The 21,495-nt window shown below is 70.3% G+C and carries 20 protein-coding genes; 8 read left to right on the top strand and 12 right to left on the bottom strand.

Going from position 1 to position 21,495, the window contains the following annotated elements:
• Positions 1–144 precede the first annotated feature (144 nt).
• Complete coding sequence (locus ACGFW5_RS30150) at positions 145–2,667, bottom strand: FHA domain-containing protein (protein ID WP_393837476.1); 2,523 nt, start codon at positions 2,665–2,667, stop codon at positions 145–147.
• A 625-nt stretch (positions 2,668–3,292) separates the two neighbouring features.
• On the opposite strand from ACGFW5_RS30150, the gene serB reads away from it, so the two are divergent.
• A complete protein-coding gene (gene serB, locus ACGFW5_RS30145; protein WP_393837475.1) occupies positions 3,293–4,534 on the top strand; it encodes a phosphoserine phosphatase SerB in 1,242 nt (413 codons plus the stop codon).
• Positions 4,535–4,615: 81 nt separating this feature from the next.
• On the opposite strand, the gene ACGFW5_RS30140 is transcribed toward serB, so the two are convergent.
• The 4 genes from ACGFW5_RS30140 to ACGFW5_RS30125 all read right to left on the bottom strand — a co-directional run bounded on the left by ACGFW5_RS30140 (position 4,616) and on the right by ACGFW5_RS30125 (position 7,054).
• A complete protein-coding gene (locus ACGFW5_RS30140; protein ID WP_393837474.1) occupies positions 4,616–5,134 on the bottom strand; it encodes a SixA phosphatase family protein in 519 nt (172 codons plus the stop codon).
• Positions 5,135–5,228: 94 nt separating this feature from the next.
• Positions 5,229–5,435: a hypothetical protein gene (locus tag ACGFW5_RS30135; RefSeq protein WP_393837473.1), complete on the bottom strand. Its 207-nt coding sequence runs from the start codon at positions 5,433–5,435 to the stop codon at positions 5,229–5,231.
• 185 nt (positions 5,436–5,620) lie between these two features.
• Positions 5,621–5,737: an SGM_5486 family transporter-associated protein gene (locus ACGFW5_RS30130; protein ID WP_393837472.1), complete on the bottom strand. Its 117-nt coding sequence runs from the start codon at positions 5,735–5,737 to the stop codon at positions 5,621–5,623.
• 21 nt (positions 5,738–5,758) lie between these two features.
• Positions 5,759–7,054 (bottom strand): CynX/NimT family MFS transporter, encoded by a 1,296-nt coding sequence (locus tag ACGFW5_RS30125; RefSeq protein ID WP_393837471.1) that lies wholly within the window; start codon positions 7,052–7,054, stop codon positions 5,759–5,761.
• A gap of 82 nt (positions 7,055–7,136) precedes the next feature.
• Between ACGFW5_RS30125 and ACGFW5_RS30120 the strand changes: the two genes are divergently transcribed.
• Positions 7,137–7,820 (top strand): FadR/GntR family transcriptional regulator, encoded by a 684-nt coding sequence (locus ACGFW5_RS30120; RefSeq protein WP_393837470.1) that lies wholly within the window; start codon positions 7,137–7,139, stop codon positions 7,818–7,820.
• A gap of 157 nt (positions 7,821–7,977) precedes the next feature.
• Here ACGFW5_RS30120 and ACGFW5_RS30115 read toward each other — a convergent pair whose 3' ends face one another.
• The 3 genes from ACGFW5_RS30115 to fabG all read right to left on the bottom strand — a co-directional run bounded on the left by ACGFW5_RS30115 (position 7,978) and on the right by fabG (position 9,961).
• The gene (locus ACGFW5_RS30115) at positions 7,978–8,349 is read right to left on the bottom strand and encodes a hypothetical protein (protein ID WP_393837469.1); all 372 of its coding nucleotides are present in this window, start codon (positions 8,347–8,349) and stop codon (positions 7,978–7,980) included.
• 125 nt (positions 8,350–8,474) lie between these two features.
• Complete coding sequence (fabI, locus tag ACGFW5_RS30110) at positions 8,475–9,236, bottom strand: enoyl-ACP reductase FabI (protein ID WP_393837468.1); 762 nt, start codon at positions 9,234–9,236, stop codon at positions 8,475–8,477.
• 5 nt (positions 9,237–9,241) lie between these two features.
• Entirely contained in the window at positions 9,242–9,961 is a 720-nt protein-coding gene (gene fabG, locus ACGFW5_RS30105; RefSeq protein ID WP_393837467.1) for a 3-oxoacyl-[acyl-carrier-protein] reductase, read from the bottom strand.
• Between the two features lie 209 nt (positions 9,962–10,170).
• Here fabG and ACGFW5_RS30100 point away from each other — a divergent pair, with 209 nt between their 5' ends.
• Genes ACGFW5_RS30100 through tyrS form a run of 3 tightly spaced genes read left to right on the top strand, consistent with a single transcriptional unit; the run spans position 10,171 to position 14,401 of the window.
• Positions 10,171–11,682: a TldD/PmbA family protein gene (locus ACGFW5_RS30100; RefSeq protein WP_393837480.1), complete on the top strand. Its 1,512-nt coding sequence runs from the start codon at positions 10,171–10,173 to the stop codon at positions 11,680–11,682.
• Complete coding sequence (locus ACGFW5_RS30095) at positions 11,679–13,076, top strand: metallopeptidase TldD-related protein (RefSeq protein WP_393837466.1); 1,398 nt, start codon at positions 11,679–11,681, stop codon at positions 13,074–13,076. Before ACGFW5_RS30100 ends, ACGFW5_RS30095 begins: the two co-directional genes overlap by 4 nt.
• Positions 13,077–13,132: 56 nt before the next feature.
• Entirely contained in the window at positions 13,133–14,401 is a 1,269-nt protein-coding gene (tyrS, locus tag ACGFW5_RS30090; RefSeq protein WP_393837465.1) for a tyrosine--tRNA ligase, read from the top strand.
• A 75-nt stretch (positions 14,402–14,476) separates the two neighbouring features.
• Here tyrS and ACGFW5_RS30085 read toward each other — a convergent pair whose 3' ends face one another.
• Positions 14,477–14,752 (bottom strand): GlsB/YeaQ/YmgE family stress response membrane protein, encoded by a 276-nt coding sequence (locus ACGFW5_RS30085; protein WP_120724655.1) that lies wholly within the window; start codon positions 14,750–14,752, stop codon positions 14,477–14,479.
• A 215-nt stretch (positions 14,753–14,967) separates the two neighbouring features.
• Here ACGFW5_RS30085 and ACGFW5_RS30080 point away from each other — a divergent pair, with 215 nt between their 5' ends.
• The gene (locus ACGFW5_RS30080) at positions 14,968–15,342 is read left to right on the top strand and encodes a DUF3099 domain-containing protein (protein WP_393837464.1); all 375 of its coding nucleotides are present in this window, start codon (positions 14,968–14,970) and stop codon (positions 15,340–15,342) included.
• Between the two features lie 194 nt (positions 15,343–15,536).
• Positions 15,537–15,776 (top strand): hypothetical protein, encoded by a 240-nt coding sequence (locus tag ACGFW5_RS30075; RefSeq protein ID WP_393837463.1) that lies wholly within the window; start codon positions 15,537–15,539, stop codon positions 15,774–15,776.
• On the opposite strand, the gene moaA is transcribed toward ACGFW5_RS30075, so the two are convergent.
• The 3 genes from moaA to ACGFW5_RS30060 all read right to left on the bottom strand — a co-directional run bounded on the left by moaA (position 15,759) and on the right by ACGFW5_RS30060 (position 18,916).
• Positions 15,759–16,748: a GTP 3',8-cyclase MoaA gene (gene moaA / locus ACGFW5_RS30070; protein WP_393837462.1), complete on the bottom strand. Its 990-nt coding sequence runs from the start codon at positions 16,746–16,748 to the stop codon at positions 15,759–15,761. The genes ACGFW5_RS30075 and moaA overlap by 18 nt on opposite strands.
• Before the next feature lie 174 nt (positions 16,749–16,922).
• Positions 16,923–18,554: a cation acetate symporter gene (locus tag ACGFW5_RS30065; RefSeq protein ID WP_393837461.1), complete on the bottom strand. Its 1,632-nt coding sequence runs from the start codon at positions 18,552–18,554 to the stop codon at positions 16,923–16,925.
• Positions 18,551–18,916 (bottom strand): DUF485 domain-containing protein, encoded by a 366-nt coding sequence (locus ACGFW5_RS30060; protein WP_393837460.1) that lies wholly within the window; start codon positions 18,914–18,916, stop codon positions 18,551–18,553. The genes ACGFW5_RS30065 and ACGFW5_RS30060 overlap by 4 nt, the downstream gene beginning before the upstream one ends.
• Positions 18,917–19,948: 1,032 nt before the next feature.
• Between ACGFW5_RS30060 and ACGFW5_RS30055 the strand changes: the two genes are divergently transcribed.
• Positions 19,949–21,490, top strand: coding sequence for a S8 family serine peptidase (locus tag ACGFW5_RS30055; RefSeq protein WP_393837459.1), 1,542 nt, complete (start codon positions 19,949–19,951; stop codon positions 21,488–21,490).
• Positions 21,491–21,495: the final 5 nt, after the last annotated feature.

Below are 21,495 nucleotides of genomic sequence, written 5' to 3'. Positions count from 1 at the left end.
CCGGGCCTTCAAATTCGGTATGTTTTAAAAACTAAAACGGCTCTTTGTTTTAGTGGGGGGGGGGGGGGGGGGCCCGGGGGGGGGGGGGGGGGGGGGGGGGGGCCCCCCGGGGGGGGGCCCCCCTTCTCGCGCTGTCGGCGCGGGTTACTTGCGCATGACCTCCGGCTCGTGGCGGCGCAGCAGGCGCACGACCACGAAGCCGAGAGCGATGCCGATGACCAGCAGGACCGAGATGTCGGTGAACCACTGGGCGGCGTCGTGCTTCCACAGCGGGTCGAGGTTGGTCGGGTCGCTCTGGTCCATCGGCGCCATCAGGCGCGACAGGTCGAGCGTCGTACCGGCGCCCGCGATGGCCCAGCGCGACGGCATCAGCCAGGCGAACTGCTCAAGGCCGGGCGAGTCGTAGACCTTGAACAGGATGCCGGTGAAGACGACCTGCACGATGGCGAACATGACCAGGAGCGGCATCGTCTTCTCGGAGGTCTTCACCAGCGCCGAGATGATCAGGCCGAACATCATCGAGGTGAAGCCGAGCGCGATCACGACCAGGCACATCTCGACCGCGGGCGGCATCACCAGGCCCTCGGTGGGCAGCTTGCGGGTCGAGAAACCGATCACGCAGAGGATCACGCCCTGGAAGGCCGTGATGACGCCGAGCACGAGGATCTTGGACATCAGATACGCCGAGCGGGACAGGCCGGTGGCCCTCTCCCGTTCGTAGATGACCCGTTCCTTGATCAGTTCTCGTACGGAGTTGGCCGCGCCGGAGAAGCACATGCCGACCGCGAGGATCAGCAGGATCGTGCCGGCGTCCCCGTTGAACCGGGACGGCGGCGTCGGCGGCCCGAGACCGAACTTCGCGGGGATGACGACACTGACCGAGCCGATCACGGCGGGCAGCGCCACCGACAGGGCGAGGAAGCCCTTGTCGGAGGCGATGACCGAGGTGTAGCGGCGCATCAGCGTCCACAGCTGGGAGAGCCAGCCCTGCGGCTTCGGCGGCCTGATCGCCTGGGCCGGCGGCATCTGCACCGACTGCGGGGCCACGGCGTCGATGTCCGCCGCGTACATCTGGTAGTGCTGCGAGCCCTTCCAGCGGCCCGCCCAGTCGTAGTCGCGGTAGCTCTCGAAGGCGGAGAACACGTCGGCCCAGGTGCCGTACCCGAAGAAGTTCAGCGCCTCCTCGGGCGGCCCGAAGTAGGCGACCGAGCCGCCGGGCGCCATCACGAGCAGTTTGTCGCAGATGGCGAGCTCGGCCACCGAGTGCGTCACCACGAGAACGGTGCGGCCGTCGTCGGCGAGGCCACGGAGCAGCTGCATGACGTCGCGGTCCATGCCCGGGTCGAGGCCCGAGGTGGGCTCGTCGAGGAAGATGAGCGACGGCTTGGTCAGGAGCTCAAGGGCCACCGACACACGCTTGCGCTGGCCACCGGAGAGGGAGGTGACCTTCTTCTCCTTGTGGATGTCCAGCTTGAGCTCGCGCAACACCTCGTCGATGCGCTGCTGGCGCTCGTTCTCGGTGGTGTCGGCGGGGAAGCGCAGCTTGGCCGCGTACTTCAGCGCCTTCTTGACGGTCAGCTCCTTGTGCAGGATGTCGTCCTGCGGGACCAGACCGATGCGCTGACGCAGCTCGGCGAACTGCTTGTAGAGGTTGCGGTTGTCGTAGAGGACGTCGCCCTTGTTGGCGGGCCGGTAGCCGGTGAGCGCCTTGAGGAGGGTCGACTTTCCGGAGCCCGAGGGGCCGATGACCGCGATGAGGGACTTCTCGGGGACTCCGAAGGAGACGTCCTTGAGGATGTCCTTGCCGCCGTCGACCGTGACGGTCAGATGGCGGGCGGAGAAGGAGACGTCACCGGTGTCGACGAACTCTTCGAGCCGGTCGCCGACGATGCGGAACGTCGAGTGGCCGACGCCCACGATGTCGTTGGCGCCCAGCAGGACGCTGCCGCCCTTGGCTATCGGCTGGCCGTTGACGTAGGTGCCGTTGTGGGAGCCGAGGTCGCGGATCTCCATGCGGCCGTCGGGCGTCGCATGGAACTCGGCGTGGTGGCGCGAGACCTGGAGGTCGGAGACGACCAGCTCGTTCTCCAGGGCACGGCCGATGCGCATGACGCGGCCGAGCGCGACCTGGTGGAACGTGGTCGGGCTGCGGTCCCCGTAGGCGGGCGCGGGGCCGGCGGGCCCACCGCCCTGCTGCGGGAACTGCGGCTGCTGAGGCTGCTGCGGCTGCTGCTGCCAGGGCTGCTGCGGGACCTGCGCCTGCTGGGGCTGCTGTGCCCAGCCGCCCTGCTGGGGCGGGGCCTGCTGCGGTTGCGGGTGGACAGGGGCCGCCTGTGCCTGCTGGGCGGGGGCGGGCTGTGCGTAGGCGGCAGCGGCGGCACCGGACAGATTCAGCCGCGGACCGTCGGTCGCGTTGCCGAGGTGGACCGAGGAGTCCGGGCCGATGTCCATCTGGTGGATGCGCTGGCCCCGCACATAGGTGCCGTTGGTGGATCCGTGGTCCTCGATGACCCAACTGCGGCCGCTCCAGCTGATCGTGGCGTGCCGCCACGAGACTCTGGCGTCGTCCACGACGAGGTCACCCTGCGGATCACGTCCCAGGGTGTACGACCTGGACGGATCGAGCGTCCAGGTGCTGCCATTCAATTCCAGTACGAGTTCCGGCACTCCAGCCCCACTTGTCGTCCCCCGAAAGACCTCCGCACCGGAGGCCTGTGACTCCCGACGCAGGGAGTCTAGGGATGGTGAACATCGTGGGGAACTATTTCAGGCCCGGGCTCGTATCCGAAACCCGGGCCTTGTGAATTACGTGCACAGACCGGACACAGTCCCGTCGCGGTCCTGCAACAGGGGGCCGGGGCGGCCCTGTCAAAAGGGTCGTACGGCGTAAAGGGTGGCGATTCGGCCGGCATCGAGGGCGTGCCGCCGGGGGCGCGGGGAACTCCGCGGGTGCCCCAGCACGGTCCGCACCCGGAGTGCGGCGGGGTCACTGGGGCTCCGCCCCAGACCCCGTTCGCGCCTGAAGGGCGCTCGTCCTCAAACTCCCCCAAGGCCTTGAGGGCCCGGGGGCCCCCATGACGGGCTGAGGATGTGCATGCACGGCGGCACCCAGCAGCTCAGGGGCGCGGGGAACTGCGCGAGAAGCGAGCACGGTCCGCACCCGAGAGCAGCCGCCCGGCCCCCGCTGAGCCCGACGCCCCCTCCCCCGTACCGGCACCCCGGCACGCCGCGCTGTCCGCAGGGCGGGACGGCGTGCGAGGTGCGGGCCGGGGCCGGATACGGTGGAGACACCATGACGCCATCGCCCCTGCCCCCCGCCGGCCAGAACTCCGACGCCGGTCAGAGCTCTGACGTACCGACCCTGCTCGTCAAGATCTTCGGCAAGGACCGCCCGGGCATCACCGCCGGGCTCTTCGACACCCTGGCCGCCTACGCCGTCGATGTCGTGGACATCGAACAGGTCGTCTCCCGTGGCCGTCTCGTCCTGTGCGCGCTCGTCACCGAACCGACCGTGGCCTCCCAGGGCGAACTGCGCGCCACCGTGCACAGCTGGGCCGAATCGCTCCGGCTCGAAGCCGAGATCATCTCCGGCATCGGCGACAACAGGCCGCGCGGCAGCGGCCGTTCGCACGTCACCGTGCTCGGCCACCCGCTGACCGCCGAGTCCACGGCGGCCATAGCGGCCCGTATCGCCGGCACCGGCGGCAACATCGACCGTATCTTCCGGCTCGCCAAGTACCCGGTCACGGCTGTGGAGTTCGCCGTGTCGGGTGTGGTGACCGAGACGCTGCGCACCGCGCTCGTGACCGAGGCCGCGGCCCTCGGGGTGGACGTGGCCGTCGTCTCGGCGGGGCTGCACCGGCGGGCGCAGCGGCTCGTCGTGATGGACGTGGACTCCACCCTGATCCAGGACGAGGTGATCGAGCTCTTCGCGGCGCACGCCGGCTGCGAGGCCGAGGTCGCCGAGGTGACGGCCGCCGCGATGCGCGGCGAGCTGGACTTCGAGCAGTCCCTGCACGCCCGGGTGGCGCTGCTGCGGGGCCTTGACGTCTCGGTGGTGGACAAGGTGCGGTCGGAGGTCCGGCTGACTCCGGGCGCCCGCACCCTGGTCCGTACGCTCAAGGCGCTCGGCTATCAAGTGGGCGTCGTCTCCGGCGGGTTCACCCAGGTCACCGACGGGCTCAAGAACGAGCTCGGGCTCGACTTCGCCTCCGCCAACACCCTGGAGATCGAGGACGGCAGGTTCACCGGCCGGGTCACCGGCGAGATCGTGGACCGGGCGGGCAAGGCGCGGCTGCTGCGGGAGTTCGCCGCACAGGCCGGGGTGCCGCTGTCCCAGACCGTGGCGATCGGCGACGGCGCCAATGACCTCGACATGCTGAACGCGGCGGGCCTCGGTGTCGCCTTCAACGCCAAGCCGGTGGTGCGCGAGGCCGCGCACACCGCGGTTAACGTGCCCTTCCTCGACACCGTGCTCTACCTGCTCGGCATCACACGGGAAGAGGTCGAGGCCGCCGACGGCGTCCTGGACTGACCCCCGCGTTCACCCGTACGGAACGGGAAAGGCCCCGGCGTGTGCCGGGGCCTTCGTCGTGGAGCGGGGTCGCTTCGGGGGTCAGGCGTGCGGCGACCAGAACTCGACGAGCCGGGCCGCCCCGTGCTCGACGGACTTCCAGGAGCCGTCGAAGGTGAGCACCGCGTAGGCGGAGGTCGGGAAGCCGCTGCGGTTCATCCGCGACAGCACATCGCCCTCGGCCTCGCCGGCCAGCGCGTCCGCCAGCGCGTGCATGCCCGGGTTGTGTCCGACGAGCACGAGGTCCGCGACGTCGTCGGGGGTCTCGTTGACCAGGGCGATCAGCTCGCCGAGCGAGGCTTCGTACATCCGGTCCTCGTACACCGTCCTGGGGCGCTGCGCCAGTTCCTGGACGACGAGCTTCCAGGTCTCGCGGGTCCTGACCGCGCTGGAGCACAGGGCGAGGTCGAAGGCGAGGCCGGAGGCCGCGAGGCGACGGCCCGCGACGGGGGCGTCCGCCCGGCCGCGCTCGGCGAGCGGGCGGTCGTGGTCGGACACCTCGGGCCAGTCGGCCTTCGCGTGCCTGAGGAGAACGATCCTGCGAGGTGTGTCGACGCTCATGCTCTCCAGCTTCGCATGAATCACGCCATCGGGCGCTGGGTGTCAAAGGGCTCCACAAGGGGGGTGACGCCGGTGTTCGTCGGCGTTCCGCGCCCTACAACGAGAGGCTGTGCTGGATGCGGTCGACGAGGTGGGTCAGGTTCCCGTCACCGGAGACGGCATGGGCGTCACCCGAGCCGACGACGAGCGCGAGGAGCACGAAGAACGCGATCGCGGGCAGCACCACGCCCCACCACGGCAGCTTGAAGTCGACGCCACCGGCGGCCGGTTGGGGGGACCTGGGGTGGGTGTGGGCCGACATGACCGCCTCCGTGGGATCTCGGGTTGCAGGAGCGCGTACGAACAAGGTGTTCGCCGCACTTCACAACCTAGGGACCCGGCGGGCGCCGTCCCATCCGGTGACCCACCCACTTCACCCTGACCCTGACCCCCTAGGGGTTGGTGGGGGTAGCACCACCACGGCCGGGCCCGGGGACGCGGCTGAGGTCAGGGGGCGGCGAGCGTCGCGATGACGGCGACGACGACCGTGACGGCGAGCATCGCGCCGAGCACGAGCAGGAGCTTCTTGTGGCTGTTCTGCGGATTGGGTTCGAGCACTGGCATGGGGCCAGTGTCGCATCCCGGTCACCTCCGCTGGTGCCGGGCCCCGGCCTCGTCCTCGATCGTACGGTCGCGTCCCGCGAGGACGCCCACGACGATCTGCGGCACCATGAGGGCCGCCATCAGCGCGATGGGCAGGTCCCAGCCGCCGCTGCGGTCGTGCAGGACACCGACCAGGAGGGGTCCGGGGATGGAGAGCAGGTAGCCGACGCACTGGGCGAAGGCCGAGAGCCGTACGACGCCCGCGCCGGTCCGCGACCGCTTGCTGATCATCGTGAGGGCCAGCGGGAAGGCGCAGTTGGAGATGCCGAGGAGCAGCGCCCAGACCCAGGCGCCGGCGGCCGGCGCGAGGTAGAGGCCCCCGTAGCCGACCAGACCGCAGGTGCCGAGCGCGACGACGATGGGGCCCTGGCTCGGCAGCCGGTTGACCAGCCACGGGATCACGAAGCCGAGCGGCACGCCCATGACCATGGTGATGGAGAGCAGCAGCCCGGCGGTGCCCGCGGAGACCCCCGCGTCGCGGAAGATCGTGGGCATCCACCCCATGGTGATGTAGGCGCCGGTGGCCTGGAGGCCGAAGAAGCAGGCGAGCGCCCAGGCGGTCGCGCTGCGGGTGATGCGCAGTGCGGGCGCCGCCTCGGTGCGGACGCTGGGGGCCGGGTCCACGGCGCCTGAGCGGTCGCGCGTCAGCGGGATCCAGACGGCCACGGCGACGACGGCGAGCAGCGCCCAGACGCCGAGGCCCTGGCGCCAGCTTCCGCCGAGCGCGTCGGTGAGGGGGACGGTGGTGACCGCGGCGAGCGAGGTGCCCGCGGCGAGCGCCATGGAGTAGAGGCCGGTCATGGAGCCGACGCGGTCGGGGAAGTACCGCTTGACGATCACCGGCATCAGGACGTTGCTGACGGCTATGCCCATCAGGGCGAGCGCGCTGGCCGCGAGGAAGGTGACGGTGCCGCCGGCGAAGGGGCGAAGGAGCAGCCCCGCGGTGATGGCGGCCATGCCCGCGAAGACGACGGCGCCGGGGCCGAAGCGGCGCGCAAGGCGCGGCGCGGTGATGCCGAAGACGGCGAAGCAGAAGGCGGGCACGGAGGTCAGGACGCCCGCGATGCCCCCGCTCATGTGCAGGCCGCCGGTGACCTCCTTCATCAGCGAGCCGAGGCTGGTGATGGCGGGGCGCAGGTTGACGGCGGCAAGTACCAGCGCGAGCGGCACGAGCCAACGCGTCCACGACGGGACGCGGGCCGCGTCGGCGGCGGCTTCCAGCGGCTCGGCGGGGGCGGTGGGCGCTGGGCTCAGCGTGGTGGTCTCTTCGTCGGCCATGGTGCCATCATAGAATCATGGGATGATTGGTTGTCCAATCGTGGACAGCCCCGCTTCACAGCCCCTCTCGGACAGGAGCACCATGACGCTGACCTCTCCCCGGCGATCCGCCCTCGTCGACCAGGTGATCGCACAGCTGCGCAACCAGATCACCTCGGGCGAGTGGGCGGTGGGGTCGCGCATCCCCACCGAGCCGGAGCTGGTCGAGCAGCTGGGGGTGGCGCGCAACACCGTCCGCGAGGGCGTCCGCGCCCTGGCGCACAACGGCCTGCTCGACATCCGGCAGGGCTCGGGCACCTATGTCGTGGCCACGAGCGAGCTGGCCGGGGTGATGCAGCGCCGGTTCGCCGACGCGAATCCGCGCCATGTGGCCGAGCTGCGCTCCACCCTGGAGTCATCGGCGGCGAAGCTGGCCGCACAGCGGCGCACCGAGCGCGAGCTCAAGCAGTTGGACACGCTGCTCGAACGCCGCGAGGAGGCCTGGGCGTCCGGCGACCGGGAGGCCTTCATCGCCGCCGACGCCACGCTCCATCTGGCGGTCGTCGCCGCCTCGCACAACGACGTACTGACCGAGCTGTACGCGGACCTCGGGCATCTGCTGCGCGACTGGCTGCGGGACGACGTGGCACTCGACATGAGCCCGGAGCACCACATGGACCACGGCCGCATGGTCGACGCGATCCGCGCGGGCGACCCGGAGCGAGCCGCTTCGGAGGCCGCGGCCCATGCCTTCAACTGCCTGCCGGAACGCCTCGCGGGCCGCTGAGCGGGCCGGGCCGGGCCGCGTGCCCCGCGCGACGGTGCGTCTTCGGGTCCCGGCGTGGGCGCGGAGGTCAGGACGCGGCAGGGTCAGGACGCCTCAAGGCCGACGCGCAAGGTCTGGACGCGGCAGGGTCAGGACGCCTCAAGGCCGGCGCGCAAGGTCAGGATGCCTTCTGGTGGGTCACCCACACCGCGCGTACGTCCTTCCAGCAGCGGTCGGTGAGCCGTACGGTCTGTCCGGGCGCCACCGCCACCGGCGCCGCGTCGGCGTCCAGGTCCCACCACATCGCGCAGTCGGTGTGCAACTGCACCAGGTCGAGGCCCGGATAGGGGTTGTAGCAGTACCCGGTGACGTGCGAGCCCTGTACGGAGGTCCGGCACGCGGCGCCGAAGGGCTCGGGCGCCGCCACGGGCGCCGGCTCGGGAGCGGTGGCGGCCCGCACCACGGACGGAGCGGCGAGGCCGGCCGCCGTGACGAGCAGGAGGAACAGCACGGCCAGGGCCCGGCGCTGTCCGACGCGCAGGCAGCGCATCCCCCACCTCCTCCCCGGCCGTCCGGCATGTCCGTTTCGCTCAGTCTGCGGGGAAGTCGCGGTCCACGCACGGCGGCCGCCCACCGGAAGGGTCCGGTGGGCGGCCGCCGTGGTGCGTTCGGGTGTTACGCGCCCATCATGTGCACGCCGCCGTCGACGTGGATGATCTCGCCCGTGGTCTTCGGGAAGAAGTCCGAGAGCAGCGCGACGATGCCACGGCCCGCGGGCTCCGCGTCGGCCATGTCCCACTCCAGCGGGGAGCGGGCGTTCCAGACCTCGGCGAGGTCCGCGAAGCCCGGGATGGACTTGGCGGCCATCGAGCCGATCGGCCCGGCCGAGATCAGGTTGCAGCGGAAGTTCTCCTTGCCCAGGTCACGGGCGAGGTAACGGGAGGTCGCTTCGAGTGCGGCCTTGGCCGGGCCCATCCAGTCGTACTTCGGCCAGGCGAATTGGGCGTCGAAGGTGAGGCCGACGACGGAGCCGCCGTTGGGCATCAGCGGCTTGCAGGCCATGGTGAGCGACTTCAGGGAGTACGCCGAGACGTGCATCGCGGTCGCGACGTCCTCGAAGGTCGCCTCCAGGAAGTTGAAGGCACCCTGCGGCGCGAAGCCGATCGAGTGGACGATGCCGTCGAGGCCGCCGAGCTCGTCCTTGACCAGGCCCGCGAGCCGGTCCAGGTGCTCCTGGTTGGTCACGTCGAGCTCGATGACCTTGGCCGGCTTGGGGAGCTTCTTGGCGATGCGCTCGGTGAGGGTGGGCCGCGGGAACGCGGTGAGGATGATCTCCGCGCCCTGCTCCTGCGCGACCTTGGCCGCGTGGAAGGCGATGGAGGACTCCATCAGCACACCCGTGATGAGGATGCGCTTGCCGTCGAGAATTCCGCTCATGGTGATCAGTGACCCATGCCCAATCCGCCGTCAACGGGGATGACGGCTCCAGTGATGTACGAGGCGTCGTCGGAGGCGAGGAACGTCACCGCGGCGGCGATCTCCTCGGGCTGCGCGTAGCGGCCCAGCGGCACCTGGGACACGATGCCCGCGCGCTGCTCCTCGGTGAGCACCTTGGTCATGTCGGTGTCGACGAAACCGGGTGCGACGACATTGAAAGTGATGTTCCGGGAGCCGAGCTCGCGCGCCAGCGACCGGGCGAAGCCCACCAGACCGGCCTTGGACGCGGCGTAGTTGGCCTGGCCGGCCGAGCCGAGCAGTCCGACGACCGAGGAGATCAGCACCACGCGGCCCTTCTTCGCGCGCAGCATGGCGCGGTTGGCGCGCTTGACCACACGGAAGGTGCCGGTGAGGTTGGTGTCGAGTACGGAGGTGAAGTCGTCCTCGGACATCCGCATCAGGAGCTGGTCCTTGGTGATGCCCGCGTTGGCGACCAGGACCTCAACGGGACCGTGCTTGTCCTCGATCTCCTTGTAGGCCTGCTCCACCTGCTCGGTGTCGGTGATGTCGCACTTGACGGCGAGGCAGCCCAGTTCGGCGAGCGCGGCCGGCGGCTCTCCGGAGCGGTACGTGATCGCGACCTTGTCGCCGTTGTCGGCGAAAGCGCGGGCGATGGCGAGGCCGATGCCCCGGTTGCCTCCGGTGACGAGAACCGAGCGGCTCAACGGATCACCCTTTCGATTGGCGGATTCGTACTCCCGCAAACTATCGGTACCGCCCTCCTTACGAGGAATCGAGCCCTGACAGTGGCAAGGAACGAGCACTGTCGGGTCCCTACAGAAAGGCCATAGTCACGGAAGCCCCGGGCGCGACATGATCGGGGCGACCGGTCTCATACGACAGGGAGACAGCTGTGCCATCTGGGACCCATAGCATCGACGAAGCCTTCACGGCGCTGCCCCTGCGGGCGCTCGCCGACGCGGCGCTCGCCCGGGCCCGCGCCCTCGGCGCCGACCACGCCGACTTCCGTTTCGAGCGGGTGCGCAGCGCGGCCCGGCGGCTGCGCGACGCCCGGCCCGCAGGTTCCTCCGACACCACCGACCTCGGGTACGCCGTGCGCGTCGTGCACGGCGGGGCCTGGGGCTTCGCCTCGGGGGTCGATCTGACGATGGACGCCGCGGCCAAGGTCGCCTCCCGCGCGGTGGCCATGGCCCAGCTGTCCGCGCAGGTCATCGCGGCCGCCGGGTCGAACGAGAGGGTCGAGCTCGCGGACGAGCCCGTGCACCGCGAGAAGACCTGGGTCTCCTCGTACGAGATCGACCCGTTCTCGGTGCCGGACGAGGACCAGAGCGCGCTGCTCGCCGACTTCAGCGCCCGGCTGCTGCGCGCCGATGGCGTGGAGCATGTGGATGCCTCGCTGCTCAGCGTGCACGAGAACAAGTTCTACGCGGACACGGCGGGCACCGTGACCACCCAGCAGCGGGTGCGCCTGCATCCGCAGCTCACCGCGATCGCGGTGGACCGCGCGAGCGGCGAGTTCGACTCGATGCGCACGATCGCGCCCCCGGCCGGACGCGGCTGGGAGTACCTGACCGGCACCGGCTGGGACTGGGACGCGGAGCTGGCGGAGATCCCCTCGCTGCTGGCCGAGAAGATGCGGGCGCCCAGCGTGCAGGGCGGTCGCTACGACCTGGTGGTGGACCCCTCCAACCTGTGGCTGACCATCCACGAGTCGATCGGCCACGCCACCGAGCTGGACCGGGCGCTCGGCTACGAGGCGGCGTACGCGGGCACCTCCTTCGCCACCTTCGACCAGCTGGGCAAGCTGGCGTACGGCTCGGGGGTGATGAACGTGACCGGCGACCGCACCGCCGAGCACGGGCTCGCCACCATCGGCTTCGACGACGAGGGCGTCGAGGCGCAGTCCTGGGACCTGGTGAAGGACGGCACGCTCGTCGGCTACCAACTCGACCGCCGCATCGCGCAGTTGACCGGCCTCGGCCGTTCCAACGGCTGTGCCTTCGCGGACTCCCCCGGGCACGTCCCGGTCCAGCGGATGGCGAACGTATCGCTGAAGCCGGACCCGGCCGGGCTCTCCACCGAGGATCTGATCGGCGAGGTGGAGCGCGGGATCTACGTGGTCGGCGACCGCTCGTGGTCGATCGACATGCAGCGCTACAACTTCCAGTTCACCGGCCAGCGTTTCTTCCGCATCGAGAACGGGCGCCTCACGGGTCAGCTCCGCGACGTCGCCTATCAGGCGACCACCACCGACTTCTGGGGCTCCATGGAGAAGGTCGGCGGTCCCGGAACGTACGTCCTGGGCGGCGCCTTCAACTGCGGCAAGGCCCAGCCGGGCCAGATCGCGGCGGTCTCCCACGGCTGCCCCTCCGCCCTGTTCCGCGGCGTCAACATCCTCAACACCACACAGGAGGCCGGGCGATGAGCTCGCGTACGACCGTCAAGCCGCACGAGATCGTCGAGCGGGCCCTTGAGCTGTCCAGCGCCGACGGCTGTGTCGTCATCGCCGACGAGCACTCCTCGGCCAACCTGCGCTGGGCCGGCAACGCGCTGACCACCAACGGCGTCACCCGCGGGCGGACGCTGACCGTGATCGCGACGGTCGACGGCGCCGAGGGCACCGCGTCCGGCGTGGTGTCCCGCTCGGCCGTCACCGCCGACGACCTGGAGTCGCTGGTACGCGCCGCGGAGGCGGCCGCACGCGGCGCCGGGCCGTCCGAGGACGCCCAGCCCCTGGTCACCGGCGTCCCGGTGGCAGCCGACTTCACCGACGCGCCGGCCGAGACCGGCTCCGCCGTGTTCGCCGGCTTCGCCCCCGCGCTCGGCGAGGCCTTCGCACGCGCCAAGGCGGGCGGCCGCGAGCTGTACGGGTTCGCGAACCACGAGCTGACCTCCACCTACCTCGGCACGTCCACCGGCCTGCGGCTGCGTCACGACCAGCCCAACGGCACCCTGGAACTGAACGCCAAGTCGCCCGACCGTACGCGGTCGGCCTGGGCCGGGCGGGCGACCGCGGACTTCACGGACGTCGACCCCGGCGCCCTCGACGACGAACTCGCCCGCAGGCTCGGCTGGGCCGAGCGGCGCGTGGAGCTGCCCGCCGGACGGTACGAGACGCTGCTGCCGCCGACCGCCGTGGCCGATCTGCTGATCTACCAGATCTGGTCCGCGTCGGCACGGGACGCCGCCGAGGGCAGGACCGTCTTCTCCCGCCAGGGCGGCGGCACCCGCGTCGGCGACACCATCGCCCGGCTGCCGCTGACGCTGCGCAGCGACCCGGACGAGCCGGGCCTGCGGTACGCGCCGTTCATGGTGGCCCACTCCTCGGGCGACGCCGAGTCGGTGTTCGACAACGGGCTGCCCACCGGCACCACCGACTGGATGCGGGACGGGCGCCTTGAGCATCTGGTCACCACCCGGCACAGCGCGGAACTCACCGGCCTGCCCGTCGCCCCCTCCCCCGGGAACCTGATCCTCGACGGCGGCGGCGAGCGCTCCCTGGACGAGATGGTCGCCGCCACCGAACGGGGCCTCCTCCTGACGTGCCTGTGGTACATCCGCGAGGTGGACCCGGCGACGCTGCTCCTGACCGGCCTGACCCGGGACGGCGTCTACCTCGTCGAGAACGGCGAGGTCGTGGGCGAGGTCAACAACTTCCGGTTCAACGAGTCGCCGGTGGACCTGCTGTCGCGTGCCACCGAGGCCGGACGTACCGAGAAGACGCTGCCCAGGGAGTGGAACGACTACTTCACCCGGACCGCGATGCCCGCCCTTCGCGTCCCCGACTTCAACATGAGCTCGGTCAGCCGGGGCGTGTGACCCGCCTAGACTGACGGTCCGACCCGACACCGCTCATTCCAAGGAGACCCGTAACCGTGACGGACATCGTCGACGAGCTGAAGTGGCGCGGGCTTTTCTCGCTGTCCACTGACGAGGACGCCCTGCGCAAGGCTCTCGCGGACGGTCCTGTCACCTTCTATTGCGGCTTCGACCCGACGGCGGCCAGCCTGCACGTCGGGCACCTGGTGCAGGTGCTCACCGTCCGCCGGCTCCAGCAGGCCGGGCACCGGCCGCTGGCGCTGGTGGGCGGCGCCACGGGCCAGATCGGTGACCCGCGCCCGACCGCCGAGCGCACCCTGAACGACCCCGGGACGGTCGCGAACTGGGTGAACCGGCTGCGCGGCCAGATCGAGCCGTACCTCTCCTTCGAGGGCGAGAACGCGGCCGTGATGGTCAACAACCTGGACTGGACGGCGGGCCTGTCCGCGATCGAGTTCCTGCGGGACATCGGCAAGCACTTCCGGGTCAACAAGATGCTCACCAAGGACTCGGTGGCCCGCCGCCTGGAGTCCGAACAGGGCATCAGCTACACGGAGTTCAGCTACCAGCTGCTCCAGGGCATGGACTTCCTGGAGCTGTACCGGCGCTACGGCTGCACCCTCCAACAGGGCGGCAGCGACCAGTGGGGCAACCTCACCGCCGGGCTGGACCTGATCCACCGCCTGGAGCCGGACGCCGAGGTGCACTGCCTGGCGACGCCGCTGATGGTCAAGGCGGACGGCACCAAGTTCGGCAAGACCGAGGGCGGGGCCGTGTGGCTCGACCCGGAGATGACCACCCCGTACGCGTTCTACCAGTTCTGGCTGAACGTGGACGACCGGGACATTTCCACGTACATGCGCATCCTCTCCTTCAAGACCCGCGAGGAGCTGGAGGAGATCGAGAAGATCACCGGTGAGCGTCCACAGGCACGCACCGCGCAGCGGGCACTCGCCGAGGAGCTGACCACCCTGGTGCACGGCGCCGACCAGTGCGCGGCCGTGATCGCCGCGTCGAAGGCGCTGTTCGGCCAGGGCGATCTCGCCGAGCTCGACGAGCCGACCCTGGCCGCCGCGCTGTCCGAGCTGCCGAACGCGAAGGTCACCGAGCTCGGCCCGGTCACCGACCTGTTCGCCGAGGTGGGGCTCGTGGCCAGCAAGTCGGCCGCCCGGCGCACCGTGAAGGAGGGCGGCGCCTACGTGAACAACGTGAAGGTGACCGCCGAGGACGCGGTGGCCACGGCCGGTGAACTGCTGCACGGGCGCTGGCTCGTGCTGCGCCGCGGCAAGAAGAACCTGGCGGCCGTCGAGGTCACCGGCGCCTGACCGGCGCGAGCCCGCGGGCGCGGGCGTGCGTGAGGGGGCGGTTCCGTCACGGAACCGCCCCCTCGCCGCGTGCCGTCAGGCTCGCTGTTTGTTGCCCCGCATCGCCATGTACAGCATGTCGCCCAGGAAGACGATGACGACGGCGGCCGCGATCTGGAGACCGTGCCGGCCCCAGTCGATGCCCTTGGTCTCGGCGATGCCGATGGCGCGGGCGATCGAGTTGCCGACGATGCCGCCGATGATGCCGAAGATGGTGGTCAGCCAGAGCGGACTGTGCTGCTTGCCGGGAATGATCGCCTTGGCGATGAGACCGAGCACGAATCCCACGATGATGGCCCACAACCAGCCCATGGCTGCCTCCTAGTACGGCTCCGACGTGAGCAGGTCCAGCCAGTCTCTGCCCGTACTCCGTACGGCGCATGTCGGACTCGTCCATACGTGGTGGGTACCGCGGCATCCGCGCGGGTTGATACCGACCCGGTCTCGAACGCGGCGGAGCCCCGGCGTACGGTGATAACAGTCCGGGCCGGGGAGAGCCCGCCGTGGAAGTCGGGTGGTGGAACGTCATGCGGAAGCAGAGCAGCGGCCAGGTCTTCCGGATCACCGGAGCCCGCCGGTCACTCGACGAGGACGTCCGGGGCCGGCAGCGCCGCTATGTGATCTCGATGTCGATCCGCACGCTTTCGGTGATCCTCACGGCGGCGCTGTGGAACGTCGAGCGTCCCGTCGCCGTCGTGACGCTGGCACTCGGCGCCCTGTTGCCCTATGTGGCGGTCGTCATCGCCAACGCGGGCCGGGAGAACGTGACTTCACTTCCCTCCACGTTCATTCCCGCCCCCGCGCGTCCCGCGCTCGGCGCGGCCCCGGTCGGTGGCGTCACCGAAACCCCGGCCGGTCCCGGGGCCGGGAACCACGGAGCGCGCGCACACGAACAGGGCTGATCGGTCACCGTCCGCGAAGCTCAAGAAAACCTCAGATCAATCATGTAGTTCCGGTGCACCACACCGGGTCCCCCATGACATACTTCGTAAGCGCTCCGCATCCCCCGTCGGAGCGACGGACCGACGCCGGGCAGCTCCCCCCGTGGCTGCTCGGCGTCGCCTTTGTTCGGGGTCGCATGCCGCACAATGTCTCTGTGAGTGACGAGACCGGCGACGAGACCCCCATCTGTTCCGCCAAGGGCTGCCGTACGGCCGCCGTCTGGGTCCTGGCCTGGAACAATCCCAAGATCCACACGCCGGAGCGGCGCAAGACGTGGCTCGCGTGCGAGGAGCACCGCGAGCACCTGTCCCAATTCCTGGGCGTACGGGGCTTCTTGAAGGATGTGGTGACGCTCGCTGAGTGGGAGTCGGCCGGGTCAGCCGCCGATCGCTGACATCGGGCGGTCCGGCTGGAGGAACGAGGGGTCGTCGAGGCCGGAACCGGCTTTCTTGCCCCACATGGCCAGCTTCCACAGCCGGGCGATCTCCTCGTCCCCGGCGTCCGAACGCAGGGCGGCGCGCAGATCGGACTCCTCGCGGGCGAACAGACAGGTGCGGACCTGGCCGTCGGCGGTGAGCCGGGTGCGGTCGCAGGCCCGGCAGAACGGGCGGGTCACCGAGGCGATGACGCCCACGGTGTGCGGGCCGCCGTCGACCACCCAGCGCTCGGCGGGCGCGGAGCCCCGCTCGTCGTCGCCCTCGGGTGTGAGCGTGAAGCGCGTACGCAGCGACTCCAGGATGTCGCCCGCGGTGATCATGCCGTCGCGCTTCCAGCCGTGCTGGGCGTCCAGCGGCATCTGCTCGATGAAGCGCAGCTCGTAGTCGTGCTCGACGGCCCAGGCCAGCAGGTCGGGCGCCTCGTCGTCGTTGAGGCCGGGCATGAGGACGGCGTTGACCTTGACCGGCGTGAGGCCGGCGGCGCGGGCCGCCTCCATGCCGTCGATGACGTCCTTGTGCCGGTCGCGCCGGGTCAGCGTCTTGAACACCTCGGGGCGCAGGGTGTCCAGGGAGACGTTGACACGGTCGAGGCCGGCCGACTTCAGGGCGGCTGCGGTGCGCTTGAGGCCGATGCCGTTGGTGGTGATGGACATCTTGGGACGCGGCTCAAGGGCCGCGCAGCGCTCGACGATCCCGACCAGGCCGGGCCGGAGCAGCGGCTCACCGCCGGTGAAGCGGACTTCGGTGACCCCGAGGTCGGTGACGGCGATGCGGATCAGCCGGACGATCTCGTCATCGGTCAGCAGATCGGGCTTGGCGAGCCATTGCAGACCCTCTTCCGGCATGCAGTACGTGCAGCGCAGATTGCACCGGTCTGTCAGGGAAACACGCAGGTCAGTGGCCACACGGCCGTAGGTGTCGATGAGCACTGTGGGCCCCCTCCCCCGTCGTCGAAGATGTCATCCGGCGTCCGTCGAATGTGTATACACCCGAGCCTACGCGAGACGTACGCCAACAGCGGGGGCCAATTGTCACGAGGTGCGGCGAGGCCGTGTCGTAGGACCCTACGACACGGTCTCGGCCATCAGCCGTACAGACGTACGTCAGTGGGCGCCGATACCGGTGAGGGACTTCACCTCCAGCTCGGCGTACTTGCCGGAGTCGGGCTCCTCCTTGGACAGAAGCGATCCGATCCAGCCGAGCAGGAAGCCGAGCGGGATCGAGATCAGTCCCGGGTTCTCCAGCGGGAACCAGTGGAAGTCGACGCCCTTGAACATGGAGGTCTTCGGGTTCCCGGAGACGACGGGCGAGAACAGGACGAGGAAGACCGAGCTGACCAGCCCGCCGTAGATCGACCACAGCGCGCCCTGGGTGGTGAAGCGCTTCCAGAACAGGCTGTAGAGGATCGTCGGCAGGTTCGCGGACGCGGCCACGGCGAAGGCGAGCGCGACCAGACCGGCCACGTTCATGTCGCGGGCGAAGGCGCCCAGCAGGATCGCGACCGCGCCGATGAACACGGTGGCCCAGCGAGCGGCCCGCATCTCCTCCTTCTCGGTGGCCTTCCCCTTGCGGATGACGTTGGCGTAGATGTCGTGCGCGAACGAGGACGACGAGGCGAGCGTGAGGCCCGCGACGACGGCGAGGATGGTCGCGAAGGCGACCGCCGAGATCACTGCGAGGAGGGTCGCGCCGCCCGTGGTGCCGACGCCGCCGCCCAGATGTTCCGCGAGCTGCGGGGCGGCGGTGTTGCCCGCCGGGTTCTGCGCCTTGATGGCGGCGGGCCCCACCAGGGCGGCCGCTCCGAAGCCGAGCGCGATCGTCATCAGATAGAAGGCGCCGATGATGCCGATCGCCCAGTTCACCGACTTACGGGCGGCCTTGGCGCTGGGCACCGTGTAGAAGCGGATCAGGATGTGCGGCAGGCCCGCGGTACCGAGGACGAGGGCGATGCCCAGCGAGAGGAAGTCGAGCTTGGAGGTGCCGCTCACGCCGTACTTCAGGCCGGGCTCAAGGAACGCTGTGCCCTTGCCGCTCTTCTCGGCCGCCGAGCCGAGCAGGTCGGAGATGTTGAAGTGGAACTTGAGCAGCACCAGGAAGGTCATCACGATGGCGCCCGCGATGAGCAGGACGGCCTTGACCATCTGCACCCAGGTGGTGCCCTTCATGCCGCCGATGGTGACGTACACGATCATCAGGACGCCGACGAGGGCGACGATGAGGATCTTGCCCGCGTCGGTGGTGATGCCGAGCAGCAGCGAGACGAGCACGCCCGCGCCCGCCATCTGCGCGAGCAGGTAGAAGATCGAGACGACGATGGTGGAGGCGCCGGCGGCGGTACGGACCGGCCGCTGGCGCATCCGGTAGGCGAGCACGTCGCCCATCGTGTAGCGGCCGGAGTTGCGCAGCGGCTCGGCGACCAGGAGGAGCGCCACCAGCCAGGCGACCAGGAAGCCGATGGAGTAGAGGAAGCCGTCGTAGCCGAACAGCGCGATGGCTCCGGCGATGCCGAGGAAGGAGGCCGCGGACATGTAGTCGCCGGACACCGCGAGGCCGTTCTGGAAGGCGGTGAACTGGCGGCCGCCCGCGTAGAAGTCGGACGCGTTCTTGGTCTGGCGGCCCGCCCAGAGGGTGATCGCGAGCGTCGCCGCGACGAACACCGCGAACAGGGTGATGATCAGCGGGCGGTGCTCGGTGGTCGAGGAGGCGGCGGCGAGCGGGACGAGGGCGGGGCTCATACGTCGGCCTCCATACGGGACTTGATGACCTCGGCCTGGGGATCGAGCTTGCCCGCGGCGTGCCGCGAGTACAGCCAGGCGATGAGGAAGGTGGTCAGGAACTGGGCGAGTCCGAAGACGAAGGCCACGTTGATGTTGCCGACGACCTTGGTGCCCATGAGGCCGCCCGCGTAGTTGGACAGCAGCACGTACAGCAGGTACCAGCTGATGAAGGCGACGGTCAGCGGGAAGGCGAACGAGCGGTGGGCGCGGCGGAGTTCACCGAATTCCGCGCTCTGCTGCACCGAGACGAACGCCTCGGTACTGGGCTGGGCCGGGCGGGGGACCGCCCCGGCTTCGGGCGGCGACGCGTCGGTGGCCACGGAATCTCCTCGCGGTGCGGATGCGGCGGGAACGGATGGTTCGGACATGGGCCCTCGCTGGGGGGTGGGGATCGCGGTCCCCCTGACAACGGCACGGGGCGCAGCGCGTCTCGGTTCACCCCAGCCGTTTTTTGTCCCCGCCGCGTGCGCGCCCGCTCCCCCACCGGCGCGTGGCGCATCCGCGCACGGCCCGGATCCCACCGGCGCGTGGCGCGTCCACGCACGGCCCGGGGTCACACCAGCGCATGGCGCATCCGCGCACGGCCCGGGGCGCACCGGCGCGTGGCGCATCCGCGCATGGCCCGGGGTCACACCGGCGCGGGACGCGTCCACGCACGGCCCGGGGTCACACCGGCGCGGGACGCGTCCACGCACGGCCCGGGGTCACACCAGCGCATGGCGCATCCGCGCACGGCCCGGGTCACACCAGCGCATGGCGCATTCGTGGACGGTCCGGGGCGCACCGGGCGCGGGACGCATTCACATACGACCCAGGCCGCACCGGTGCGTGGCGCGTTCGCGCACGACCCGGATCACACGGCCCGGGACGCATTCACACACGGCCCGGATGGCACCGGCGCATGGCTCATCCACGCACGACCCGGATCACATCGGCCCGGGACGCATCCACACAAGACCCAGGCCACACCGGCCCGGGACGCATCCACACAAGACCCAGGCCCCACCGACCCGGGACGCATCCACACACGGCCCAGGCCCCACCGACCCGGGACGCGTCCACGCACGACCCAGGCCCCACCGACCCGGGACGCGTCCACGCACGACCCGGATCACACCGGCCCGGGACGCATTCACACACGGCCCAGGTCACACCGGCGCGTGGCGCGTTCGCGCGCGGTCCGGGGTTACTACACGACTTTCTTCGCGAACTCGGCGGAAGTCGTTGATCCGCCGAGATGATCGGCGATAGCTTCACTCCTCGATCCGCCGTGGCGGCCCGGCGGCCCGGCCGCCGTCCCTCACGTCCGTACATACACGTACCGAGAGTTCCGCCAACCCCATGGAGACCCCATGACGTTGCACATCTCCCGTACGCGCCGCGCCGTCGCGGCCTCGGCCGGTCTGGCCACCGCCGTCGCACTCGCGCTGCTCCCCGGCACGGCGACCGCCGCGTCTGCCGGGCCCGGCCCGGCGGACGTGAAGGCCGGGCAGAGCGCCGGGCCCGAGCTGAGTTACATCGTCAACGTCCGCCCGGGCAAGGGGAATTCGTCCCGGGTGCAGCGCGCGGTCGCCGAGGCGGGTGGCTCGGTGCTCCAGGCGTACGACCGGGTCGGCGTCCTCGTCGTGCACTCCGCCAACGCGGACTTCGCCACGACGATGCGCAAGGTCAGGGGCGTCGATTCGGCGGGCGCGACCCGCACCGCGCCGCTGCCCGCGCAGTCCACCACCGATGTGGACGCGCCGAAGAACCTCACCGCGCAGGACCTCAAGGCGCTCTCCGCCAAGGCGGCGCCGGGCGAGGACCCGCTGGAGCCGTTGCAGTGGGACCTGAAGGCGATCAAGGCGGACAAGGCGCACGAGAAGACCCTGGGCAGCTCCAAGGTGACCGTCGGCGTGATCGACACGGGCGTCGACGACACCCACCCCGACATCGCGCCCAACTTCGACCGGTCCAAGTCGGTCAGTTGCATCAGCGGCAAGCCGGACACCACGGACGGCGCCTGGCGTCCGTTCACCACCGGCGGCTCCCCGCACGGCACCCATGTGGCGGGCGAGATCGCCGGCGCCAAGAACGGCGTGGGCATCACCGGGGTGGCGCCCGGGGTGAAGATCGCGGCGATCAAGGTGGCCACGCAGGGCGGCAGCTTCTTCTACACCGAGGCCGTGGTCTGCGGCTTCATGTGGGCGGCCGAGCACCACATCGACGTCACCAACAACAGCTATTACACCGATCCCTGGTACTTCAACTGCACGAACGACCCCGACCAGAAGGCGCTGGTGGAGGCGGTCACGCGGGCGTCGAAGTACGCCGAGTCCAAGGGCACGGTGAACGTGGCGGCGGCCGGCAACGAGAGCTACGACCTCACGTCCGGCTCGATCACCGACCCGTCGAGCCCCAACGACAGCACCCCGGGCAGCCGCGTGATCGACCCGCGTGAATGCCTGGACATCCCGACCCAGCTGCCGGGTGTGGTGACGGTCGCCGCGACCGGCGCCAAGGGCCTCAAGTCGTCGTTCTCGAACTACGGTCTCGGCATCATCGACGTCGCGGCGCCGGGCGGCGATTCGACCGCGTACCAGCCGCCGCAGGCCCCGGCCACCAGCGGCCTGATCCTTGGCCCGGTCCCCGGCGGGACGTGGGCCTACATGGCCGGTACGTCCATGGCGACACCGCACGTGGTGGGTGTGGCGGCGCTCATCAAGTCGCGCCATCCGCATGCCTCGGCCTTCACGGTCAAGGCGCTCCTCGCGCTCCAGGCGGACCGGACGCCGTGCACCACGCCGTACGACATCGACGGTGACGGCAAGGCCGACGCGGTCTGCAAGGGCGGCGCGTTCTACAACGGCTTCTACGGGGCGGGCATCGTCGATGCTCTCAACGCCGTGAAGTAGCAAGG

Origin of the sequence: Streptomyces sp. NPDC048416 (assembly GCF_043200435.1) — a bacterium.
In the GTDB taxonomy this organism is placed as follows: domain Bacteria; phylum Actinomycetota; class Actinomycetes; order Streptomycetales; family Streptomycetaceae; genus Streptomyces.
The sequence above is the reverse complement of the archived record's forward strand: the minus strand, read 5'-3'. Positions and strand labels throughout refer to the sequence as shown.

What these genes read in the sequence shown, in the direction of transcription:
- serB (WP_393837475.1), top strand. Translation starts at nt 3,293, where the DNA reads ATGACGCCATCGCCCCTGCCCCCCGCCGGCCAGAACTCCGACGCCGGT.
- ACGFW5_RS30140 (WP_393837474.1), bottom strand. Translation starts at nt 5,134, where the DNA reads ATGAGCGTCGACACACCTCGCAGGATCGTTCTCCTCAGGCACGCGAAG.
- ACGFW5_RS30135 (WP_393837473.1), bottom strand. Translation starts at nt 5,435, where the DNA reads ATGTCGGCCCACACCCACCCCAGGTCCCCCCAACCGGCCGCCGGTGGC.
- ACGFW5_RS30130 (WP_393837472.1), bottom strand. Translation starts at nt 5,737, where the DNA reads ATGCCAGTGCTCGAACCCAATCCGCAGAACAGCCACAAGAAGCTCCTG.
- ACGFW5_RS30125 (WP_393837471.1), bottom strand. Translation starts at nt 7,054, where the DNA reads ATGGCCGACGAAGAGACCACCACGCTGAGCCCAGCGCCCACCGCCCCC.
- ACGFW5_RS30120 (WP_393837470.1), top strand. Translation starts at nt 7,137, where the DNA reads ATGACGCTGACCTCTCCCCGGCGATCCGCCCTCGTCGACCAGGTGATC.
- ACGFW5_RS30115 (WP_393837469.1), bottom strand. Translation starts at nt 8,349, where the DNA reads ATGCGCTGCCTGCGCGTCGGACAGCGCCGGGCCCTGGCCGTGCTGTTC.
- fabI (WP_393837468.1), bottom strand. Translation starts at nt 9,236, where the DNA reads ATGAGCGGAATTCTCGACGGCAAGCGCATCCTCATCACGGGTGTGCTG.
- ACGFW5_RS30095 (WP_393837466.1), top strand. Translation starts at nt 11,679, where the DNA reads ATGAGCTCGCGTACGACCGTCAAGCCGCACGAGATCGTCGAGCGGGCC.
- ACGFW5_RS30085 (WP_120724655.1), bottom strand. Translation starts at nt 14,752, where the DNA reads ATGGGCTGGTTGTGGGCCATCATCGTGGGATTCGTGCTCGGTCTCATC.
- ACGFW5_RS30080 (WP_393837464.1), top strand. Translation starts at nt 14,968, where the DNA reads ATGCGGAAGCAGAGCAGCGGCCAGGTCTTCCGGATCACCGGAGCCCGC.
- ACGFW5_RS30065 (WP_393837461.1), bottom strand. Translation starts at nt 18,554, where the DNA reads ATGAGCCCCGCCCTCGTCCCGCTCGCCGCCGCCTCCTCGACCACCGAG.
- ACGFW5_RS30055 (WP_393837459.1), top strand. Translation starts at nt 19,949, where the DNA reads ATGACGTTGCACATCTCCCGTACGCGCCGCGCCGTCGCGGCCTCGGCC.